This is a genomic window from Gilliamella sp. B3482 (assembly GCF_026536805.1).
Taxonomy (GTDB): Bacteria; Pseudomonadota; Gammaproteobacteria; order Enterobacterales; family Orbaceae; genus Gilliamella; species Gilliamella apicola_E.
Genome location: NZ_JAFNNL010000004.1, coordinates 45856 through 62933, shown reverse-complemented (window position 1 = coordinate 62933; position 17078 = coordinate 45856). Strand labels below are relative to the sequence as shown.

General features: G+C 34.9%; 16 protein-coding genes. 9 read left to right on the top strand and 7 right to left on the bottom strand.

The features are described 5' to 3' along the window. Positions 1–47: 47 nt before the first annotated feature. Entirely contained in the window at positions 48–719 is a 672-nt protein-coding gene (locus J3U18_RS08025) for a phosphoribosyltransferase family protein (RefSeq protein ID WP_176713969.1), read from the bottom strand. A gap of 244 nt (positions 720–963) precedes the next feature. On the opposite strand from J3U18_RS08025, the gene J3U18_RS08020 reads away from it, so the two are divergent. Beyond that, positions 964–1533, top strand: coding sequence for a peptidylprolyl isomerase (locus J3U18_RS08020; RefSeq protein ID WP_416380395.1), 570 nt, complete (start codon positions 964–966; stop codon positions 1531–1533). Positions 1534–1615: 82 nt separating this feature from the next. Here the strand turns inward: J3U18_RS08020 and J3U18_RS08015 are convergent, their stop codons facing one another. The 3 genes from J3U18_RS08015 to pepB all read right to left on the bottom strand — a co-directional run bounded on the left by J3U18_RS08015 (position 1616) and on the right by pepB (position 4352). Continuing rightward, entirely contained in the window at positions 1616–2209 is a 594-nt protein-coding gene (locus J3U18_RS08015) for a tetratricopeptide repeat protein (RefSeq protein WP_267353569.1), read from the bottom strand. 210 nt (positions 2210–2419) lie between these two features. Next, positions 2420–3013 (bottom strand): tetratricopeptide repeat protein, encoded by a 594-nt coding sequence (locus J3U18_RS08010; RefSeq protein ID WP_267353567.1) that lies wholly within the window; start codon positions 3011–3013, stop codon positions 2420–2422. Positions 3014–3071: 58 nt separating this feature from the next. Then, positions 3072–4352, bottom strand: a complete 1281-nt coding sequence (gene pepB / locus J3U18_RS08005; RefSeq protein ID WP_267353565.1) for an aminopeptidase PepB — start codon at positions 4350–4352, stop codon at positions 3072–3074. Between the two features lie 101 nt (positions 4353–4453). On the opposite strand from pepB, the gene J3U18_RS08000 reads away from it, so the two are divergent. After that, positions 4454–5227, top strand: coding sequence for a tyrosine-protein phosphatase (locus J3U18_RS08000; protein WP_267353564.1), 774 nt, complete (start codon positions 4454–4456; stop codon positions 5225–5227). Between the two features lie 69 nt (positions 5228–5296). Here the strand turns inward: J3U18_RS08000 and J3U18_RS07995 are convergent, their stop codons facing one another. After that, positions 5297–5914, bottom strand: a complete 618-nt coding sequence (locus J3U18_RS07995; protein WP_267353563.1) for a 4'-phosphopantetheinyl transferase family protein — start codon at positions 5912–5914, stop codon at positions 5297–5299. A gap of 97 nt (positions 5915–6011) precedes the next feature. Between J3U18_RS07995 and metC the strand changes: the two genes are divergently transcribed. Continuing rightward, entirely contained in the window at positions 6012–7229 is a 1218-nt protein-coding gene (gene metC, locus J3U18_RS07990) for a cystathionine beta-lyase (protein ID WP_065734987.1), read from the top strand. Between the two features lie 11 nt (positions 7230–7240). Continuing rightward, positions 7241–8542, top strand: a complete 1302-nt coding sequence (gene tilS / locus J3U18_RS07985; RefSeq protein ID WP_267353562.1) for a tRNA lysidine(34) synthetase TilS — start codon at positions 7241–7243, stop codon at positions 8540–8542. Positions 8543–8586: 44 nt separating this feature from the next. On the opposite strand, the gene J3U18_RS07980 is transcribed toward tilS, so the two are convergent. Continuing rightward, complete coding sequence (locus J3U18_RS07980) at positions 8587–10770, bottom strand: heavy metal translocating P-type ATPase (RefSeq protein WP_267353560.1); 2184 nt, start codon at positions 10768–10770, stop codon at positions 8587–8589. 198 nt (positions 10771–10968) lie between these two features. Here J3U18_RS07980 and J3U18_RS07975 point away from each other — a divergent pair, with 198 nt between their 5' ends. Continuing rightward, positions 10969–11283, top strand: coding sequence for a winged helix-turn-helix transcriptional regulator (locus tag J3U18_RS07975; protein WP_416379940.1), 315 nt, complete (start codon positions 10969–10971; stop codon positions 11281–11283). 74 nt (positions 11284–11357) lie between these two features. Here the strand turns inward: J3U18_RS07975 and suhB are convergent, their stop codons facing one another. After that, a complete protein-coding gene (suhB, locus tag J3U18_RS07970) occupies positions 11358–12161 on the bottom strand; it encodes an inositol-1-monophosphatase (protein ID WP_065734990.1) in 804 nt (267 codons plus the stop codon). A gap of 698 nt (positions 12162–12859) precedes the next feature. Between suhB and J3U18_RS07965 the strand changes: the two genes are divergently transcribed. The 4 genes from J3U18_RS07965 (at position 12860) to csdA (ending at position 17070) form a co-directional block, all read left to right on the top strand. Beyond that, positions 12860–13555, top strand: a complete 696-nt coding sequence (locus tag J3U18_RS07965) for a hypothetical protein (RefSeq protein ID WP_065563760.1) — start codon at positions 12860–12862, stop codon at positions 13553–13555. Positions 13556–13904: 349 nt separating this feature from the next. After that, a complete protein-coding gene (gene ubiU, locus J3U18_RS07960) occupies positions 13905–14900 on the top strand; it encodes a ubiquinone anaerobic biosynthesis protein UbiU (protein ID WP_267353559.1) in 996 nt (331 codons plus the stop codon). Between the two features lie 120 nt (positions 14901–15020). Then, on the top strand, positions 15021–15899 hold the full coding sequence (locus tag J3U18_RS07955; RefSeq protein WP_220225322.1) for a U32 family peptidase: 879 nt from the start codon (positions 15021–15023) through the stop codon (positions 15897–15899). Next, a complete protein-coding gene (csdA, locus tag J3U18_RS07950) occupies positions 15856–17070 on the top strand; it encodes a cysteine desulfurase CsdA (RefSeq protein ID WP_267353558.1) in 1215 nt (404 codons plus the stop codon). The genes J3U18_RS07955 and csdA overlap by 44 nt, the downstream gene beginning before the upstream one ends. Positions 17071–17078: the final 8 nt, after the last annotated feature.

The following is a 17078-nucleotide window of genomic DNA, read 5'->3' as shown; positions in this document are numbered from 1 at the left end:
TAATAGTTGGCTTACTCTCTTGGTTATTATAGGGGGTGTTTTGGATTTTACAAGACGGTCCGACACAAACAAACTACCTGCACATAAGCGGCACCACTCTCTTTTAATTGCTGGCTAATAACATTTATCGTATTACCGGTAGTAACAATATCATCAATAAGCATTACCGATTGATTGGTTAAATCAGAGTGACATCGAAAAAGTGTTTCTACATTACTCATTCTTTGCTTAAGCGATAGGTTCTTCTGATCGCGAGCTGCAAATTTTCGCGACAATAGGTAAGGCTTAAATTCTCGATTTAACCATCTAGCTATTGGCTTAGCCAATAATGCCGCTTGATTAAAACCTCTAGACCAATAACGAAAATGGTGTAAAGGGACACAAGTCACAATGTCAGGTTTAGCAAGACCATCACTTAATCGACGTTGATACCAGGCTAAAAACATTAACCTAGCTAATGCGTTGGTTAATTCGATTTTATTATGAAATTTTAAATGTTGAATTAATTTTTTTAATGGATCGATATAGCCTGTTACAGCCACCATTTCATCCCAATAAGGTCTTTTCTCTCGGCATCGATAACATTCATTTGTTGATAATGAGTGAGGAAGGCAGCATTGATGGCAAACTTTATTAAGCTTCGGTAAGTTTTCTATACATTGACTGCAAATTCCATGGTGAGATAACACCAAAGGCATATTACATAAAATACATCGCATCATCATTCAGAAAAAAGTTGAGGAACGGGGTTTTTGAGCTAATTAATGGATTAAAAATAGTCATAAATAAGAATATCAATTTAATAATATTCTGGATTATAGTGAATATAAGTCATTTTTTACTGGTTTAGAAAAATATTGCGATTTACCACACAAAATTTTAATTGATTTTGCATATTTATGATTTCAATTAAACCAATATTAGGTATAATTTGCCGGCAATATAATAATAAGGATTCATAAAATGAAAAAAATCAAAGCGTTATTTATAGGAATATTATTAACCCTCTTTTCAACCATTACTTTGGCTGATACTAAAGTATTAATTCAAACCAGCATGGGCGATATTGAAGTTGAGTTAGATAGCGAACATGCTCCAATCACTACGAAAAACTTTCTTGATTATGCTAATAGTGGTTATTACGAAAATCTAACATTCCATCGTGTCATTCCTGGATTTATGATTCAAGGTGGTGGTGCTGATGATCAATTAAAATTTAAAGAAACTAAACAACCCATCAAAAATGAAGCTAATAATGGCTTAAAAAATGATCGTGGAACTATCGCAATGGCAAGAACCAATGCTGTAGATAGCGCAACTAGCCAATTCTTCATTAATGTTGTGAATAACGATTTCCTCAACTACCAAGGACCAGAAAAATATGGCTATGCTGTTTTTGGAAAAGTCACCAAAGGAATGGATATTGTTGATAAAATTGTGAATGTACCAACTAAACGTATGGGACCACATCAAAATGTGCCTGTTGAGCCAGTTTATATTAAAAAAGTTACAGTTGTTGAAGATAAACAATAAGTTTATTTAAAACCAATAAATATTTCATGCAAACCATCTTAATGATTTAAGGTGGTTTTTCTCAAATCATCAAATAATAGTATTATTTTTCTAATTCGTCACAAGCCTTTTGAAAAGCTTGATCACAAGACTGCTTGAAATACTCTTTAGCTAACGATCTATTTTGCTCCACTCCGTTACCATTATAGTACATGATAGCGACATTGTACTGTGAAAAAGGATTACCTTGTGCTGCCGCTTTTTCAAACCAGAAAAATGCCTTTTGTTTATCCGCTTCGGTTCCTTCACCATTAAAATACATAGCTGCTAAATTATTTTGAGCATTTAAGTAACCTTGTTCTGCAGCTTTAGTGTACCAAAAAAGAGTTTTTTGTTTATCCTGCTCAATTCCATCGCCTTGATAATACATCTGCGCTAAATTGAATTGGGCTTCAAGGTGACCTAGTTCTGCCGCTTTAGTATACCAATAAGCTGCTTTTTGTTTATCTTGCCCAACGCCTTTACCCTCATCATATACAAGTGCTAAATTGAATTGAGCATTAGGGTTATTTTGTTCTGCTTCTTGATGACATTGAGCAAAAAACTTTTCAAAATTTATTTTATGAAAACTTAGTTCGCACTGGCTAGCGTGAACAGAGGGAAAAAATAATAATATAATCCATAATATTTTTTTCATGGCTTTCCTTATTTCACTATTATCAACAATAGTTTAATCAGAAATTTAGTACCTATAAAATTATTGATAAATATTATAAACAATTCTTAAATTCACCTTTAATTATCAAGATTAAAGATAATCAAACGCTTTTCAATTAATTGGAATAAATGCTTTTGTGTAAAACTATCTTCATATTGAAGATAGTTTTTCTAATTTATTTAATTATTTCTACAAAGTATTATCACAAGCAATCTGTAGCCCCAATGAACAAGCTTGTTTTAGATACTTTTTGGCTAAAGTTTTATCTTTTTCAACACCTTCGCCCTCATAGTACATAACAGCTAAATTATTCATTGATTCAGCTTTGCCCTGGTCTGCTGCTTTTTTATACCAAAATGCTGCCTTTTTTTTGTCTTGAGCTATACCATCACCTTCATCATACATAATAGCTAAATTATGCTGAGCATCAGCATCACCTTGTTCTGCCGATTTTGTATACCACAATATAGCTTTTTCTTTATCCTGCTCTACACCCTCGCCATCATCATACAGAACCGCTAAATTAAATTGCGCATCAGAGTCACCTTGTTCTGCACTTTTAGAGTACCATTCGAAAGCTTTTTGTTTATCTTCTTCAGTACCTTCGCCTTTGTCATACATAACCCCTAAATAAAATTGTGCAACAGAGTCACCATTCGTCGCTTCTTTTGTACAAGCATTAAAAGCTTTTTCAAAATTTTCTTTTTCAAATTCTGTTTTACAATCACTTGCATAGACAGAAACTGAAAATAAAAGGGTTATCAGTGTTAATAACTTTTTCATACTATTCCTCATTCCTTATATATTTATAAATAACTTAGCGATTCAATTTTATTACAATTTAATACAATTTGCTTAATAAATTAGCAAGTGTTCTTATACCAATACCTGTTGCACCTGTTGCCCATAATGCGGTTGCGCTTTTACGAAAGGTTGCTGAGCAGTCAATGTGGAGCCAATTTTTTTTATAATTTTTAATAAAATAGGATAAAAATGCCGCTGCTGTACTTGCACCAGCGGTGTTCGGTAATCCAGAATTTGCCATATCTGCAAACGAAGATGGGAATTGGGCTCGATGAAAATCAGCTAATGGTAATCGCCAAAAGGCTTCATGTTCAGCTTGGCTACTTGCTAATAGCTGGTTAGCAAAGCTATCATCAAACGTAAGTAATGATTGATAATCGTTACCAACCGCGATTTTTGCTGCTCCTGTAAGGGTGGCACAATCGATAATATAGCGAGGCTTATCATTATCAGCGCTAATTAATCCGTCAGCTAAAACCAAGCGACCTTCGGCATCAGTGTTATCAACTTCCACTGTTTTACCATTACGATAACGAATGATATCGCCAAGTTTGAAAGCATTACCACTTACCAAATTATCTGCACAGCATAAATAAAGTTTAATACGGTGCTTAACTCCACGTGCAATCGCAAGGGCTAGCGCCCCTGTCACCAATGCTGCTCCCCCCATATCTGATCGCATTGATTCCATAAAACTGCTTGGTTTCAAGCTATATCCACCTGAATCAAAAGTAATTCCTTTGCCAACTAAGCAAGCAATGATTGGTGCTTTAGGATTTTTAGTAGGATTATAATCAAGCTCAAGCAAGGCAGCCGGTCGTTGAGACCCTTTGCCAACTGTGTAGATCCCCATATAATCTTGCTCTTTTAATGCTTCACCTGAAATAATGTTATAAGCTACATCAGAGGAATAATGGCTAATTAAGTTTGCACTTTGCGTTGCCAGTTCGAAAGGGCTTAATGTTTCCGCTTGTTGATTAACAATGTCTCGACACCAATCAATAATGGCTAAGCGATTTTTTAGTTCTTGTTTATCTTTATTACTTAGCTTTGACCAACTGATTTTATTATTATTCTTGGCATTACGATAACCCATCCAAAAATGCCAACATGACTCTAAATCCCAATTGTCACCACTCAATTTAACCGATCTAATACCTTGATTATCTAGTTTTCGTGCAGCTCGTTGAATAGCACCATGCCGATGCTCAGGTCGATAATGAATAGTAACAGCATCTTCTGAAAAACTAAGTAATGCATCTTTACCCCACTTTGATGGAGCAGGTTTTTCCGAAAGTAATATAGATAACATCGACATAATAAATTCCTCAAGCAATAATAATGCGAAAACAATGAATCAATTCTAATCAGAAACATGCTAATATAGCAAGCAAAGTTAAGCATAAATAAGGACCTATAATGACATCAGTTGTACCGATCAAAAATGGAATCAATTTTCGTGACTTAGGTGGAATTAAAACTAGTGATGGTCGCCAAATTCGAACTGGAATGTTGTATCGTTCAGGTGAGTTTTCACGCCTAAATGATGATGAAAAAGATTTTTTATCTGATGAGCTTAATTTACATTATGTTTTAGATTATCGCGATCAACATGAAATCGATCGTCATCCAGATAATCTTTGGAACAATAGCCAATATATTAATATCCCTGCCAATCCATTAAGTGATGAATTTACAGCAAGCTTAACCAGTGAACAAGGTAAGGATATTTTTGTGTTAAAAAAATACTCACCGTTTGATTTTATGGTTAAGCTTTATCAATTGTTACCTTTTAATAATCTTGCGTATAAAAAGTTAACATCACTATTACTTAATGCTAACGGAAAACCTTTAGTACAACACTGTGCTGTAGGTAAAGATAGAACAGGTGTTGGAGTAGCTTTAACCCTTTTTGCTTTAGGTGTGAGCGAAGAGGTTGTTATGCAAGATTATTTGCTTACCGAACGCTATTTAAACGACTATCGTGAAGCGGTACTTAGCGAAAATAAAAGTAAATTATCGCCTGAAGAATTTGAAAAGCATAAAATCATTTTTGCGGCTAAAAAAGAGTTTTTAACCGCAGCTATTGATGAAATAAAAAAACGTTATGACACGATTGATAACTGGTTAGCAAAAGAATATCAATTGGACAATAAAAACAGAAAAATTCTTCAAGATATTTATCTGATTTAGATCAGCTTAATTGTTTGGACAGCCACCATACATTTATCATAAAGCTATCTGTAGCAATTGGCTAATGCATTAAGATTGTAAGATAAATTTTGTGATAGGTTTATCATGATTTACAGCAAGATGAACGGGGGCCTGTTGTTGATAATAATAATAAAAATGCTGACCAAACGGCGCGCTAATTAATTGGTTTTCAATATCTACTTTTACCAATTTCATTTGCCAAACCCCTTTGGCATATAATTTAAGTGCCGATTCTTTTAATGTCCAAAGTTGCCAAAAGGCGTTTAAAGTATTACTTTGCGCTAACATCCACTGATATTCATCATTAGCAAAAAAACTTTTGGCAACATTCAGGTAATTTTGACGTTGTCGAGAAACTTCAATATCGAGCCCAACTTTACCATTAAGCGAAATTGCAACGGCTACCCAATCTTGGCTATGGCTGATATTAAAATCAGGAAGATGACTATCTAAAAAGCTTGGGCGATTATTGTCGCCGATTATCATCCTCGGTAAAGTATCAATATGGCAATACTGTTTAAGCAAACTCGCTAATATTGAACGGCAAGCTAAAAACTGTTTTTTACGTGTTCCATTTAACGATTCCGCATCATTAATAACTTGTGGTGATAACAGAGAATAATTTAATTCGACTGAATCTAAATGGGCAAGTTTGACAATTACCATGTGTGTAAGCCAGTTTAAACAAAAATTATTTTTTACTATTTTAACAGCATGCTATGCTAACTGTTATCGAAATTTATCAGATCACTAAGGATGCATCATGTCATTACAAACAAAATTAGTTCATGCTGGTCGAAAAAAACGCTATACCCAAGGTGCAGTCAATTCCGTTATTCAGCGAGCTTCATCGCTAGTTTTTGATTCAATCAAAGCAAAAAAAGAAGCAATGGAAAATCGTACTAAAGGGGCTCTATTTTACGGTCGTCGTGGCACTTTAACTCATTTTGCTTTGCAAGATGCCATGGTAGAAATAGAGGGAGGAGCAGGCTGTTACCTATATCCTTGTGGAGCAGCAGCAATTGCAAATGCCATTTTAGCTTTTGTAAAAGCAGGAGATCATATTCTGGTATCGGAAGCCAGTTACGAACCAACCCAAGAATTTTGCGAGCATATACTTAAAGATTTTGGCGTGGAAACTGATTATTTCCCGCCACTCATTGGTCGATATATTACTAAATATATAAAACCGAATACTAAAGTGGTATTTCTTGAATCACCAAGCTCAATTACCATGGAACTGCATGATGTGCCTGCAATTGTTAAAGCAATCCGCAGCGTGAATCCAGAAATTGTAATTATGATGGATAATACATGGGGAGCAGGTGTTTTATTTAAAGCATTAGAGCACGATGTTGATATCTCAATTCAAGCCGGTACAAAGTATTTAATTGGTCACTCAGATGCCATGTTAGGAACGGCTGTAGCTAATCAACGCTGTTGGGATAAATTACGTGAACGTTCTTATTTAATGGGGCAAATGTGTGATGCAGATACCGCTTATATGGCAGCACGAGGATTGCGAACTTTAGCCGTTAGATTAAAACAACATCATGAAAGCAGTATAAAAGTGGCAAATTGGTTAGCTAATCACCCCAAAGTGGCAACCGTTAATCATCCAGCACTCGAAAGTTGTAAAGGGCATGAGTTTTTTAAACGTGATTTTAGTGGCGCTAGTGGTCTATTTTCCTTTGTACTTAACGATCATTTAAGCGAAGTGCAATTATCTGATTTCTTAGATAATATGACTCACTTCTCAATGGCATATTCATGGGGTGGATTCGAATCACTAATATTGGCCAACCAACCCGAAGATCTAGCAAAAATACGACCAATATCCGGCATTGATTTCACTGGTACGTTAATCCGATTACATATCGGTCTTGAAGATCCTGATGATTTAATTGCCGATTTGGCTGCCGGTTTGGATAGGATCAAACTACATAAAAACAAGGTTAATGCATTACAAAGTTTAGTATAAATGGATAGCAGATGGGTCATCAAACAAAGAACGACAATGTGATTGAACAAACTATTTTACAACATCTAAACGGTCGGAAATCGCTACTAGTTGCTTTTAGTGGTGGGGTCGATTCAACCGTTTTAATGCAAGCATTAGTCAATTTAAAGCGACAGTTACAAAATTTGCAACTCAGAGCAATTTATATCCATCATGGTTTGAGTCAAAATGCCGATAATTGGGCTGAACATTGCAAACAACAATGCCTAGTTTGGCAAGTCCCTTTGATTATTGAAAAAGTCAAACTTGATAAAACGGCCGGCAATATTGAAGAACAAGCTAGAGAAGCCCGTTATCAAGCCATTTATCAACATTTAAAACATAATGAGTTTTTATGTACTGCTCAGCATCTTGATGATCAGAGCGAAACGTTCTTTCTAGCCTTAAAACGTGGCAGTGGTCCGGCTGGATTGTCAAGTATGCCACTTGAAAATGGTCAACACCTTCGACCATTACTCACAATTTCTCGTCAAGAAATTGAGCAATATGCCAATCAACACCAATTAAGTTGGATAGAGGACGAAAGTAATCAAGATGACCATTATGATCGCAACTTTTTACGTTTAAATGTTCTGCCAACACTTAATCATCGTTGGCCTCATTTTTCACAAATGGTCGCTCGCAGTGCAGAGTTATGCCAACAGCAAGAAGCATTAATACATGAAATTCTATTTCCAGAATTTAAAGACATTATTGGCGATAAGAAGCAACTTAACCTTCAACCATTATATGATTATTCAGAATATAAACGTAATGCAATGTTGCGAATGTGGTTCAAAGAGCAACATATTGGAATGCCAAGCCAAAAGCAACTTTCACTAATTTGGCATACAGTTATTCAAGCTAAACAAGATGCTAACCCGCGATTTATTTTACATAATTGGCAAATTCGCCGATATCAAAATCAGCTCTATTTGTTGCCTTTGTATCAAGATATTGAGCAACAAATTTTACCTTGGGATTTAACCGCTTCGCTAACCTTGCCGGATAATTTAGGTATATTACAACTCAATAACCAAACCGATTTAACTTGTCGTTTACCACAAAATGATGAAACCGTATCAGTCCGATTTCATGCTCAAGGAGAATTTCAAATTGTTCAACGCAAGGGATCGCGATCGATAAAAAAATTGTGGCAAGAGCATCATATTCCACCTTGGATGCGCACGCGTATTCCCTTAATTTATTATAATGAACAACTCATTACCGCAGTTGGGGTATTTGTTACTGAGCAAGGAAAAGGATCACAAATTGGGTTTAATCTTATAAATTAAAAAATAAGGAGACAATACGTCTCCTCAATTTATAAAATATCAAATTATTTTGTTTCAGAACGAGCTTTCCATCGCTTCAACAACAACGCATTTGTCACCACACTCACACTGCTCAGTGCCATTGCTGCACCGGCTATCATTGGATTTAAAAAGCCTAAAGCAGCGAGAGGTATGCCAATTAAATTATATAAAAACGCCCAAAATAGGTTTTGTTTAATTTTATTATAAGTTCTTCGAGAAATATCGATAGCATCGGCAATTAAAAATAGATTGCCACGCATTAAAGTGATACTGGCTGTATGCATTGCCACATCAGTTCCCGTCCCCATTGCAATACCAATATCAGCGGCAGCTAAAGCCGGTGCGTCATTGATACCATCACCAACCATGGCAACTTTATTATTGTTTTGGCTATCTTTTTGTAATTGATAAATATAGTTCGCTTTATCTTGAGGCAAAACTTCAGCAATAACTTTATCTAAATTTAATTGCTGTCCTACATAATTAGCAGCTTGTTGATTGTCACCGGTTAACATAACCGTATTTACCTTTAATTGACGTAATGCATCAATAGCACTTTTCGCTTCAGGCTTAATCACATCAGAAAAACCGAATATGGCTAATATCACAATACTATTTTCTGATTGCTGTTTGGCTAAAAATGAGATTGTGTAACCTTTTTGCGTAAGCTCATTAACTTTATCCTGCATATCGACAAAATAGGCATTTAACGTTTTCATCCAACGCAGACTGCCTAAATAATATTCATGACTATCAATCGTTGCCATCACTCCTGAACCAGTGATGGATGTAATATTTTGTGCATAACTATAAGATTTAGCCTTCGCCAATACTGCTTTAGCAAGTGGGTGTTCACTACCCGCTTGCATAGATGCTGCGACAGAAAGGATTTGATCGGCAGTTTCCATACCCAGCACATCTAGCTCTACTAACTCTGGTTTACCAATCGTTAATGTGCCAGTTTTATCAAATGCTACAGTATTAATGTTATGTAAGGTCTCAAGTGCTTCGGCATCTTTAATCAAAATACCATGACGAGCAGCAACCCCCGTACCAACCATTATGGCTGTTGGCGTTGCTAACCCTAGCGCACATGGGCAAGCAATCACTAACACCGCAACCGCATGAAGTAAAGCTTGCTGCCAATCATGAGAAATAAAGCCCCAAGCAAGCAGTGTAATTAAAGCAATCAATAAAATGACGGGTACAAAAATAGCACTAATCCGATCCACAATACGCTGAATTGGTGCTTTTTTCGCTTGGGCTGACTCAACCATAGCAATAATCTTAGACAACATAGAATCAGCTTGAATAGCGGTTGTTTTAACAATTAATAGTCCTTCACCATTTATAGTTCCGCCGGTTACGGTACTATTGAGTGTTTTAGTAACCGGAAAACTTTCCCCAGTCAACATAGATTCATCACAACTTGATGTGCCTTCAATAACAATACCATCAACTGGGATTCGCTCACCGGGTTTAATAACCACCACATCATTAACCTTAACCTGATTTATTGGCAAACTCACCTCTTGCTCCCCTTGTCGAACTAATGCCACTTCAGGGCGAAGTGCAGAAAGTGCCTCAATCGCTTGGGTCGTTTGATGTTTGGCCCTTGACTCTAACCATTTACCAATCAAGATTAAAGTAATAATAACCACTGATGACTCAAAATAGAGGTGATCGGCATGACCAATAATAAGCTGATAAAGAGAAAGTCCATAAGCAGCGCTGGTACCAATTGCAACAAGTAAATCCATATTCCCAGACAATGCTTTAGCTGCGTTAAAACCACTACGATAAAATTTAGCGCCAAGTCCAAATTGTACAATCGAAGCAATCACTAATTGCAACCAAGCGGGCATCATCCAATGAATTCCAAATAATTCAAGTAACATCGGCAAAACAAAAGGGATCGCAAATATAACCGAAATAATAATCGGCCAAACTGATGCTTGCTTACTCACATCTTTAGCGTGAATTTCCGGCTCGGAAATCTTCACTGCATGGTAACCAGCTTTATCAACTGCGGCCATTAAAGTTTCTAATTTAACATCAGCATTAGCCTTAACGGTGGCCTTTTCAGTTGCAAGGTTTACACTAACATCAATCACACCATCAATCTTTCTTAATGCTTTTTCTACACGGCTAACACATGATGCGCAGCTCATCTCTTCAACAAAAAAATTATATTCGATAGTTTTCATTTGAGGCATTCCTTGATTTTAGGTATGGTAGATATTGTAGTATTAATTATCTTTTTAACAAGAATGTACCTTTTTGATATATACTACCCCAAAAGATACTGTAAAGATAACCAAGTGAAAAATAATTCGATTATCAACCCCCATTGTGAAAAACAAGACCAGACAATTACCTATTGCCCAGTTGATGTCACAATTAATATGATTGGTGGTAAATATAAATCGCTAATACTATGGAAATTGATGTCCAAAAGCGCCATGAGATTTTCTGAGTTACACAAAGAAATTCCAACGGCCACAGCTAAAATGCTAACCCAACAACTACGCGAACTTGAATCAAATGGCTTAATTCATCGACAGGTTTTTCCGGTGGTACCACCTAAAGTTGAATATTCTTTAACTAATTTTGGCAAAAGTATAAAACCAGTACTTGAATCAATGTATTTATGGGGCAGTGACTATTTAAATAATCAAGGCTTACAAGTTAATTGTTCAATGACCGCATTAGATCAATAAATTACTGTTCGTGGTTAATGACAAGTATAGATACAGGGACAATACATCCCTGCATTTAAAGAAAGAAATTAAACTTAATTACGCAATTTTTCTGGCCAATCATTTTGAGTCGTCACCAGCAAATCTTTAACAATTTTCGGATTTCCTGCAACAATATTACCAGAAACCATATAATTGTTACCGCCAGCAAAGTCGGTAACCACACCACCAGCTTCACGTAAAATCAGTTCACCTGCAGCAATATCCCATGGTTTTAAACCAATTTCAAAAAAGCCATCCAAACGCCCTGATGCAACATAAGCGAGATCTAACGCAGCTGAGCCAGTACGGCGGAAATCACCACATTTAGTAAATAACTTTTGTAAAACCGCAAAATAACTATCACTATGTTGTTTCGCTTTAAAAGGGAAAGCTGTTGCAAGCACACTACCTTCTAAATCTTTAGCATTACTTACACGAATACGATAACCATTAAGTTGAGCGCCTTTACCACGTGCAGCAGTAAACAACTCATTACTCATTGGATTATAAACGACCGCCACTTCGGTTTTACCTTTAACACGAGCAGCAATAGAAACAGCGAAATGTGGAATATTTTTAATAAAATTTGTAGTACCATCAATTGGGTCAATTATCCATTGCGTATCAGCATCACTACCTTTAGCAAGGCCACTTTCTTCGGCAATAATAGTATGATCTGGATAAGCTTTTTTGATTGTTTCGATAATCAAAGCTTCAGCGGCACGATCTGCATTAGTCGCAAAATCATTAGCACCTTTAGTATCAATTTCGATTGAACTAGGATTTTCATAAGCCTTAATGGCAACATTACCTGCTTTACGAGCAGCACGAATAGCAATATTAAGCATCGGATGCATAATTTTCTTCCAATTGATGATGTTAAAGAACGGGTTAATTTAGCAAACTTACAAAGTCATACTAAAATTTAGGGCATAGTATAAAGGTTTTATCGATTTATTGCCAGATTATGTTGGGATCTAGATTTGAAATCGCAAAAGTAAAAATCTAAGCAATAAATAAGCTGGTGCGTAATATAAAAACAAAATTTAATGATAAAAGTTATAATTATACTATTTAATAAATTTAACATACTTACTTGAATTTAATAGATTTAATATGAAAATATAAATTTTGTGTAATACCTGTGTAAATATTAAATTGTGAAGTTTTCGAATGAAAATGCATATTTTAAGTTTAGACTTTCTCGTCTTGTAAACTAAGCCCCTCCCCATTTAAAAAGCACATTATTTGCATAAAACCTAAATGTTTTAAAGCTAGACGAAAAGCTTATCTAGCTTGGGTAAAATCAAACAGGAAAGATAAAGAATTAACGGAATATGGAAAAAAGATTAGCGTTCTTTGAAAAATAAACCCCCTCACAAATTAAATTGCTTTAACTAGCACACTAATATGTTCTTCAGAAATATAATGAACAAAATCTAGACAAATGTCATATTCAATACAATAATAAAAATGCTTCAAATATTAACTTATTATTTATGGAGATAAAAAATAATTTGATGAAATAAAAATATACAAAAGGAAACATAAAATTATGAAAATTTTTAAATACGCTTTATTAAGTTGTAGTTTGTTCATATTATTTGGATGTTCTGGAAATAGAGAATCATTACCAAGAACAAAGATTGTAGAAACAGAAGTAATTACCTTAAATAATGGTACGAATATTAATGTAATAACTGAAAATGCCATTAATGGGCAGGTAATTAATGATACTAATAATTATTTAAACGTTGTTACCCGAGGTGATACAGCACAAGCTGTTGGAGTAAAAATGGTTCAATTTGCCACTGCATTTTTTGGTAACCTTGGTGGAAATGTAAATACTTTTTCAAAAACAGATTTAAAAGGTAGTTATGTAAATTCAGTACCAAATAAAACCATGGAGCTTTTAAAACCTCAGTTATATACAATATTAAAAAAAATAAAAGCCAACAAACAAAAAGAACACACCATAACTATTCAACCTTATAAATTTAAACTAATTTATGATGGTATAACTGATAATAAATACAATTTTATTTACCAAACATTCATTAAAACCAATGGATTTACTTTTACTTGTTCTAGCGATAGTTTACCGCTAGATGATAAAACCAAAACTTTTGATGCATGGGAAAGTAATAACTATCAGTTGGTCCAAAATATTACTTCAAAATTAATCAACAATTGTATAACTCAATTAAATTCAGAAAAAAATTTCATACAACTTGAAGATGCTTTTAAATAAGAATTAATTATTAGCAATATAGTATGCTAACCATATAAAAGATTGATTTTAATTAATCTGTTATAAAATTCTTTTTTGATTATAAAAACCAGAAATTAAAATTATAAATATCTGGTTTTTTACTCATCACATCGTAAATTATCATATATTAACTATTACCGTTTAAATTCAATATGATTATTAATCATAATCATTTGCTTTAGTAAAAATAGCATTTAATACATACACTTAAATTAAAAATAAAGTTACATGTTTTTTTGTCGGGGAATTCGCTTTCTATTCGCATTAAATCAGGAATTATTGCATAATATATGGCGTATAAAATACCGAACTTAAGTTAGGAATAATTATGGAACTTCTTTGCCCCGCTGGCTCATTACCATCCCTAAAAGTGGCGATTGATAATGGAGCTGATGCTGTCTATATTGGTTTAAAAGATGATACCAATGCTCGCCATTTTGCTGGTTTAAATTTTAATGAAAAGCGACTTGTTGAAGCATCAGATTATGTTCACAAGCGTGGTAAAAAATTACATATAGCTATTAATACCTTTGCTCATCCTGAAAACTTTGAGCGATGGCAATATGCTGTTGATACTGCGGCTAACATTGGTGCTGATGCTTTAATCATTGCTGATTTAGCGATGCTTGATTATGCTGCTGAGAAGTATCCGAACCTTGAACGTCATGTCTCGGTGCAAGCGTCATCAACCAATGAAGAGTCAATTAAGTTTTATTATAATAACTTTCAGGTGCATCGTATTGTTTTACCACGTGTGTTATCTATGCATCAAGTTAAACAGTTATCACAAGTATCCCCCGTACCTTTAGAGGTTTTTGCGTTTGGTAGTTTATGTATTATGGCGGAAGGTCGCTGTTATTTATCTTCATACCTAACAGGTGAATCGCCAAATACTGTTGGCGCTTGCTCTCCTGCAAAATTTGTCCGTTGGGAAGAGACCGATAAAGGGCTTGAATCAAGACTCAACAATGTTTTAATTGATTGTCATAAACAAGGTGAAAATGCTGGTTATCCAACACTTTGTAAGGGACGTTATTTTGTTGGAAATACACTTTATCATCCAATTGAAGAGCCAACCAGTTTAAATACAATTGAACTATTACCAGAGCTTTTTGCTGCAAATATCGCTTCCGTTAAAATTGAAGGAAGGCAACGCAGTCCAGCTTATGTAGAACAAGTCACAAAAGTATGGAGACAAGCTATTGATCGCTATAAAGCGAATCCACAAGCATTCCAAGCTGAAAAAAATTGGATAGATACCTTGGGCTCTGTTTCAGAAGGGACTCAAACAACTTTAGGTGCTTATCACCGTAAATGGCAATAATTGGCCAGCATTGATATTGAAATTTTAAAATAAAATAAACATATAATAATCTTAGTAGTTTTCAATATTAATGTGCTAGCCAATTGACTATTCAAGAATTTAAATATAGTGAGCAAAACTATGAAATATGCATTAGGACCAGTGCTTTATTATTGGCCTAAAATTGAAACTGAATCTTTTTATCAAGCCGCTAAAGATAGCGAAGCTGATATTATTTATATGGGCGAAACGGTATGCACCAAACGCCGTGAAATGAAAGTACCTAATTGGTTAGATTTAGCCAAAGAAATTGCTAAGTCTGGTAAACAAGTAGTACTCTCTACCCTTGCATTACTGGAAGCGCCATCAGAACTGAACGATTTAAGACAATTAGTAAATAATGGTGACTTTTTAGTTGAAGCTAATGATTTGGCTGCCATTAATATTGCCCACGATAATAAAGTACCTTTCGTCGCTGGCCCAGCGATTAACTGTTACAACGCATTTACGCTAAAATTATTACAAAAACAAGGTATGGTACGGTGGTGTATGCCCGTAGAACTATCTCGTGATTGGTTAAATAATGTTCTCAACCAATTTGATTCTTTAAAAATTGATCGTAAATTTGAGGTTGAAGTGTTTAGTTATGGTTATTTACCATTAGCTTATTCTGCTCGTTGTTTTACAGCCAGATCAGAAGATAGACCAAAAGATAAATGTGAAACCTGTTGTATAAAATATCCTGTAGGACGAGAAGTGTTTTCTCAAGAACAACAAAAGGTGTTTGTACTAAATGGCATTCAAACCCAAAGTGGTTATTGTTACAATTTAGGTAATAATCTGAAAGATATGAAAGGGTTAGTCGATATTGTGCGTATTTCACCACTTGGTATTGAAACGCTTGATGTAGTTAAACAATTTAAAGCCAATGAAGACGGTACAAACCCATTACATATTGAACATAAACGAGACTGTAATGGTTATTGGAATGGGATTGCTGGACTTGAACTTACACAATAAACTACCTGAAAAATTTAGAGCAGATTTCCCTGCTCTAAATCACTCTGTTTATCTTGATTCGGCTGCTACTGCGTTAAAACCGCAAACTATGATTGATACAACGGTTGAATATTATGCACATAATACCGCAACCGCACAGCGCAGTTTACACCAAGATGCACTAAAAGTTACCACAGCTATTAGTGAAGCTCGGCAAAGTGTGGCTAAGTTTATTCATAGCCAATCAAGCCAACAAATTGTTTGGACTCGTGGAACCACCGAATCAATAAATATAATTGCGCAAAGTTATGCTAGACCTTTACTACAGGCCGATGATGAAATAATTGTCAGCGAATTAGAGCACCATAGCAACCTATTACCTTGGCTGATCGTAGCCAAACAGACTGGTGCAAAGGTAATTAAATGGACTGCTGATGTTAATGAACTTTCATCATTACTATCACCCAAAACTAAAATTGTGGCCATAACCCAGATGTCTAATGTTACTGGCTTTTGCCCTGACTTAGTTAAAATTAGTCAATTAGTCCATCAGCATAATGCCATTTTAGTGGTAGATGGTGCACAAGGTGTTGTTCATCAGCCAATTGATGTTGAAAAGCTAGATATCGATTTTTACGCTTTTTCTGCCCATAAGTTATATGGCCCAACAGGGCTTGGCGTTCTATATGGAAAACAACATTTATTAGAACAGATGGATGTTTGGCAAGGTGGCGGTAAAATGTTGAAAAATACAACATTTTCAGATTTTGAAGTCGAAGATTTGCCTTATAAATTCGAAGCTGGTACCCAAAATATTGCAGGAATACTTGGTTTTAAAGCAACATTAGATTGGCTAAAAAAATGGGATGAAGCACAATTAAATGGTTATATAACACAATTGGCAAATTACGCTGAATCAAAATTAAGTAAATTGAACCATATCCAATTCTACAGTGTTAAAAATAGTCCAATAGTTAGCTTTAATATGCATAACATTCATCATAATGATATCGCTATTTTATTAAGTGAACAAAACATAGCCATTCGAACAGGTGGATTATGTGCAAAGCCGTTGATGGATAAACTTGGCTGTCATGGGGTTATTCGCATTTCAATAATGCCATATAATAATCAGCAAGACATTGATAGTTTTGTTACAGCACTGAAAAATGCTATTGAGGTTTTAACTTAGGATTTTAC

Coding starts and splice junctions, on each gene's coding strand:
- J3U18_RS08025 (WP_176713969.1), bottom strand. CDS start 719: ATGCGATGTATTTTATGTAATATGCCTTTGGTGTTATCTCACCATGGA.
- J3U18_RS08020 (WP_416380395.1), top strand. CDS start 964: ATGAAAAAAATCAAAGCGTTATTTATAGGAATATTATTAACCCTCTTT.
- J3U18_RS08015 (WP_267353569.1), bottom strand. CDS start 2,209: ATGAAAAAAATATTATGGATTATATTATTATTTTTTCCCTCTGTTCAC.
- J3U18_RS08010 (WP_267353567.1), bottom strand. CDS start 3,013: ATGAAAAAGTTATTAACACTGATAACCCTTTTATTTTCAGTTTCTGTC.
- pepB (WP_267353565.1), bottom strand. CDS start 4,352: ATGTCGATGTTATCTATATTACTTTCGGAAAAACCTGCTCCATCAAAG.
- J3U18_RS08000 (WP_267353564.1), top strand. CDS start 4,454: ATGACATCAGTTGTACCGATCAAAAATGGAATCAATTTTCGTGACTTA.
- J3U18_RS07995 (WP_267353563.1), bottom strand. CDS start 5,914: ATGGTAATTGTCAAACTTGCCCATTTAGATTCAGTCGAATTAAATTAT.
- metC (WP_065734987.1), top strand. CDS start 6,012: ATGTCATTACAAACAAAATTAGTTCATGCTGGTCGAAAAAAACGCTAT.
- tilS (WP_267353562.1), top strand. CDS start 7,241: ATGGGTCATCAAACAAAGAACGACAATGTGATTGAACAAACTATTTTA.
- J3U18_RS07980 (WP_267353560.1), bottom strand. CDS start 10,770: ATGAAAACTATCGAATATAATTTTTTTGTTGAAGAGATGAGCTGCGCA.
- J3U18_RS07975 (WP_416379940.1), top strand. CDS start 10,969: ATGATTGGTGGTAAATATAAATCGCTAATACTATGGAAATTGATGTCC.
- suhB (WP_065734990.1), bottom strand. CDS start 12,161: ATGCATCCGATGCTTAATATTGCTATTCGTGCTGCTCGTAAAGCAGGT.
- J3U18_RS07965 (WP_065563760.1), top strand. CDS start 12,860: ATGAAAATTTTTAAATACGCTTTATTAAGTTGTAGTTTGTTCATATTA.
- ubiU (WP_267353559.1), top strand. CDS start 13,905: ATGGAACTTCTTTGCCCCGCTGGCTCATTACCATCCCTAAAAGTGGCG.
- J3U18_RS07955 (WP_220225322.1), top strand. CDS start 15,021: ATGAAATATGCATTAGGACCAGTGCTTTATTATTGGCCTAAAATTGAA.
- csdA (WP_267353558.1), top strand. CDS start 15,856: ATGGTTATTGGAATGGGATTGCTGGACTTGAACTTACACAATAAACTA.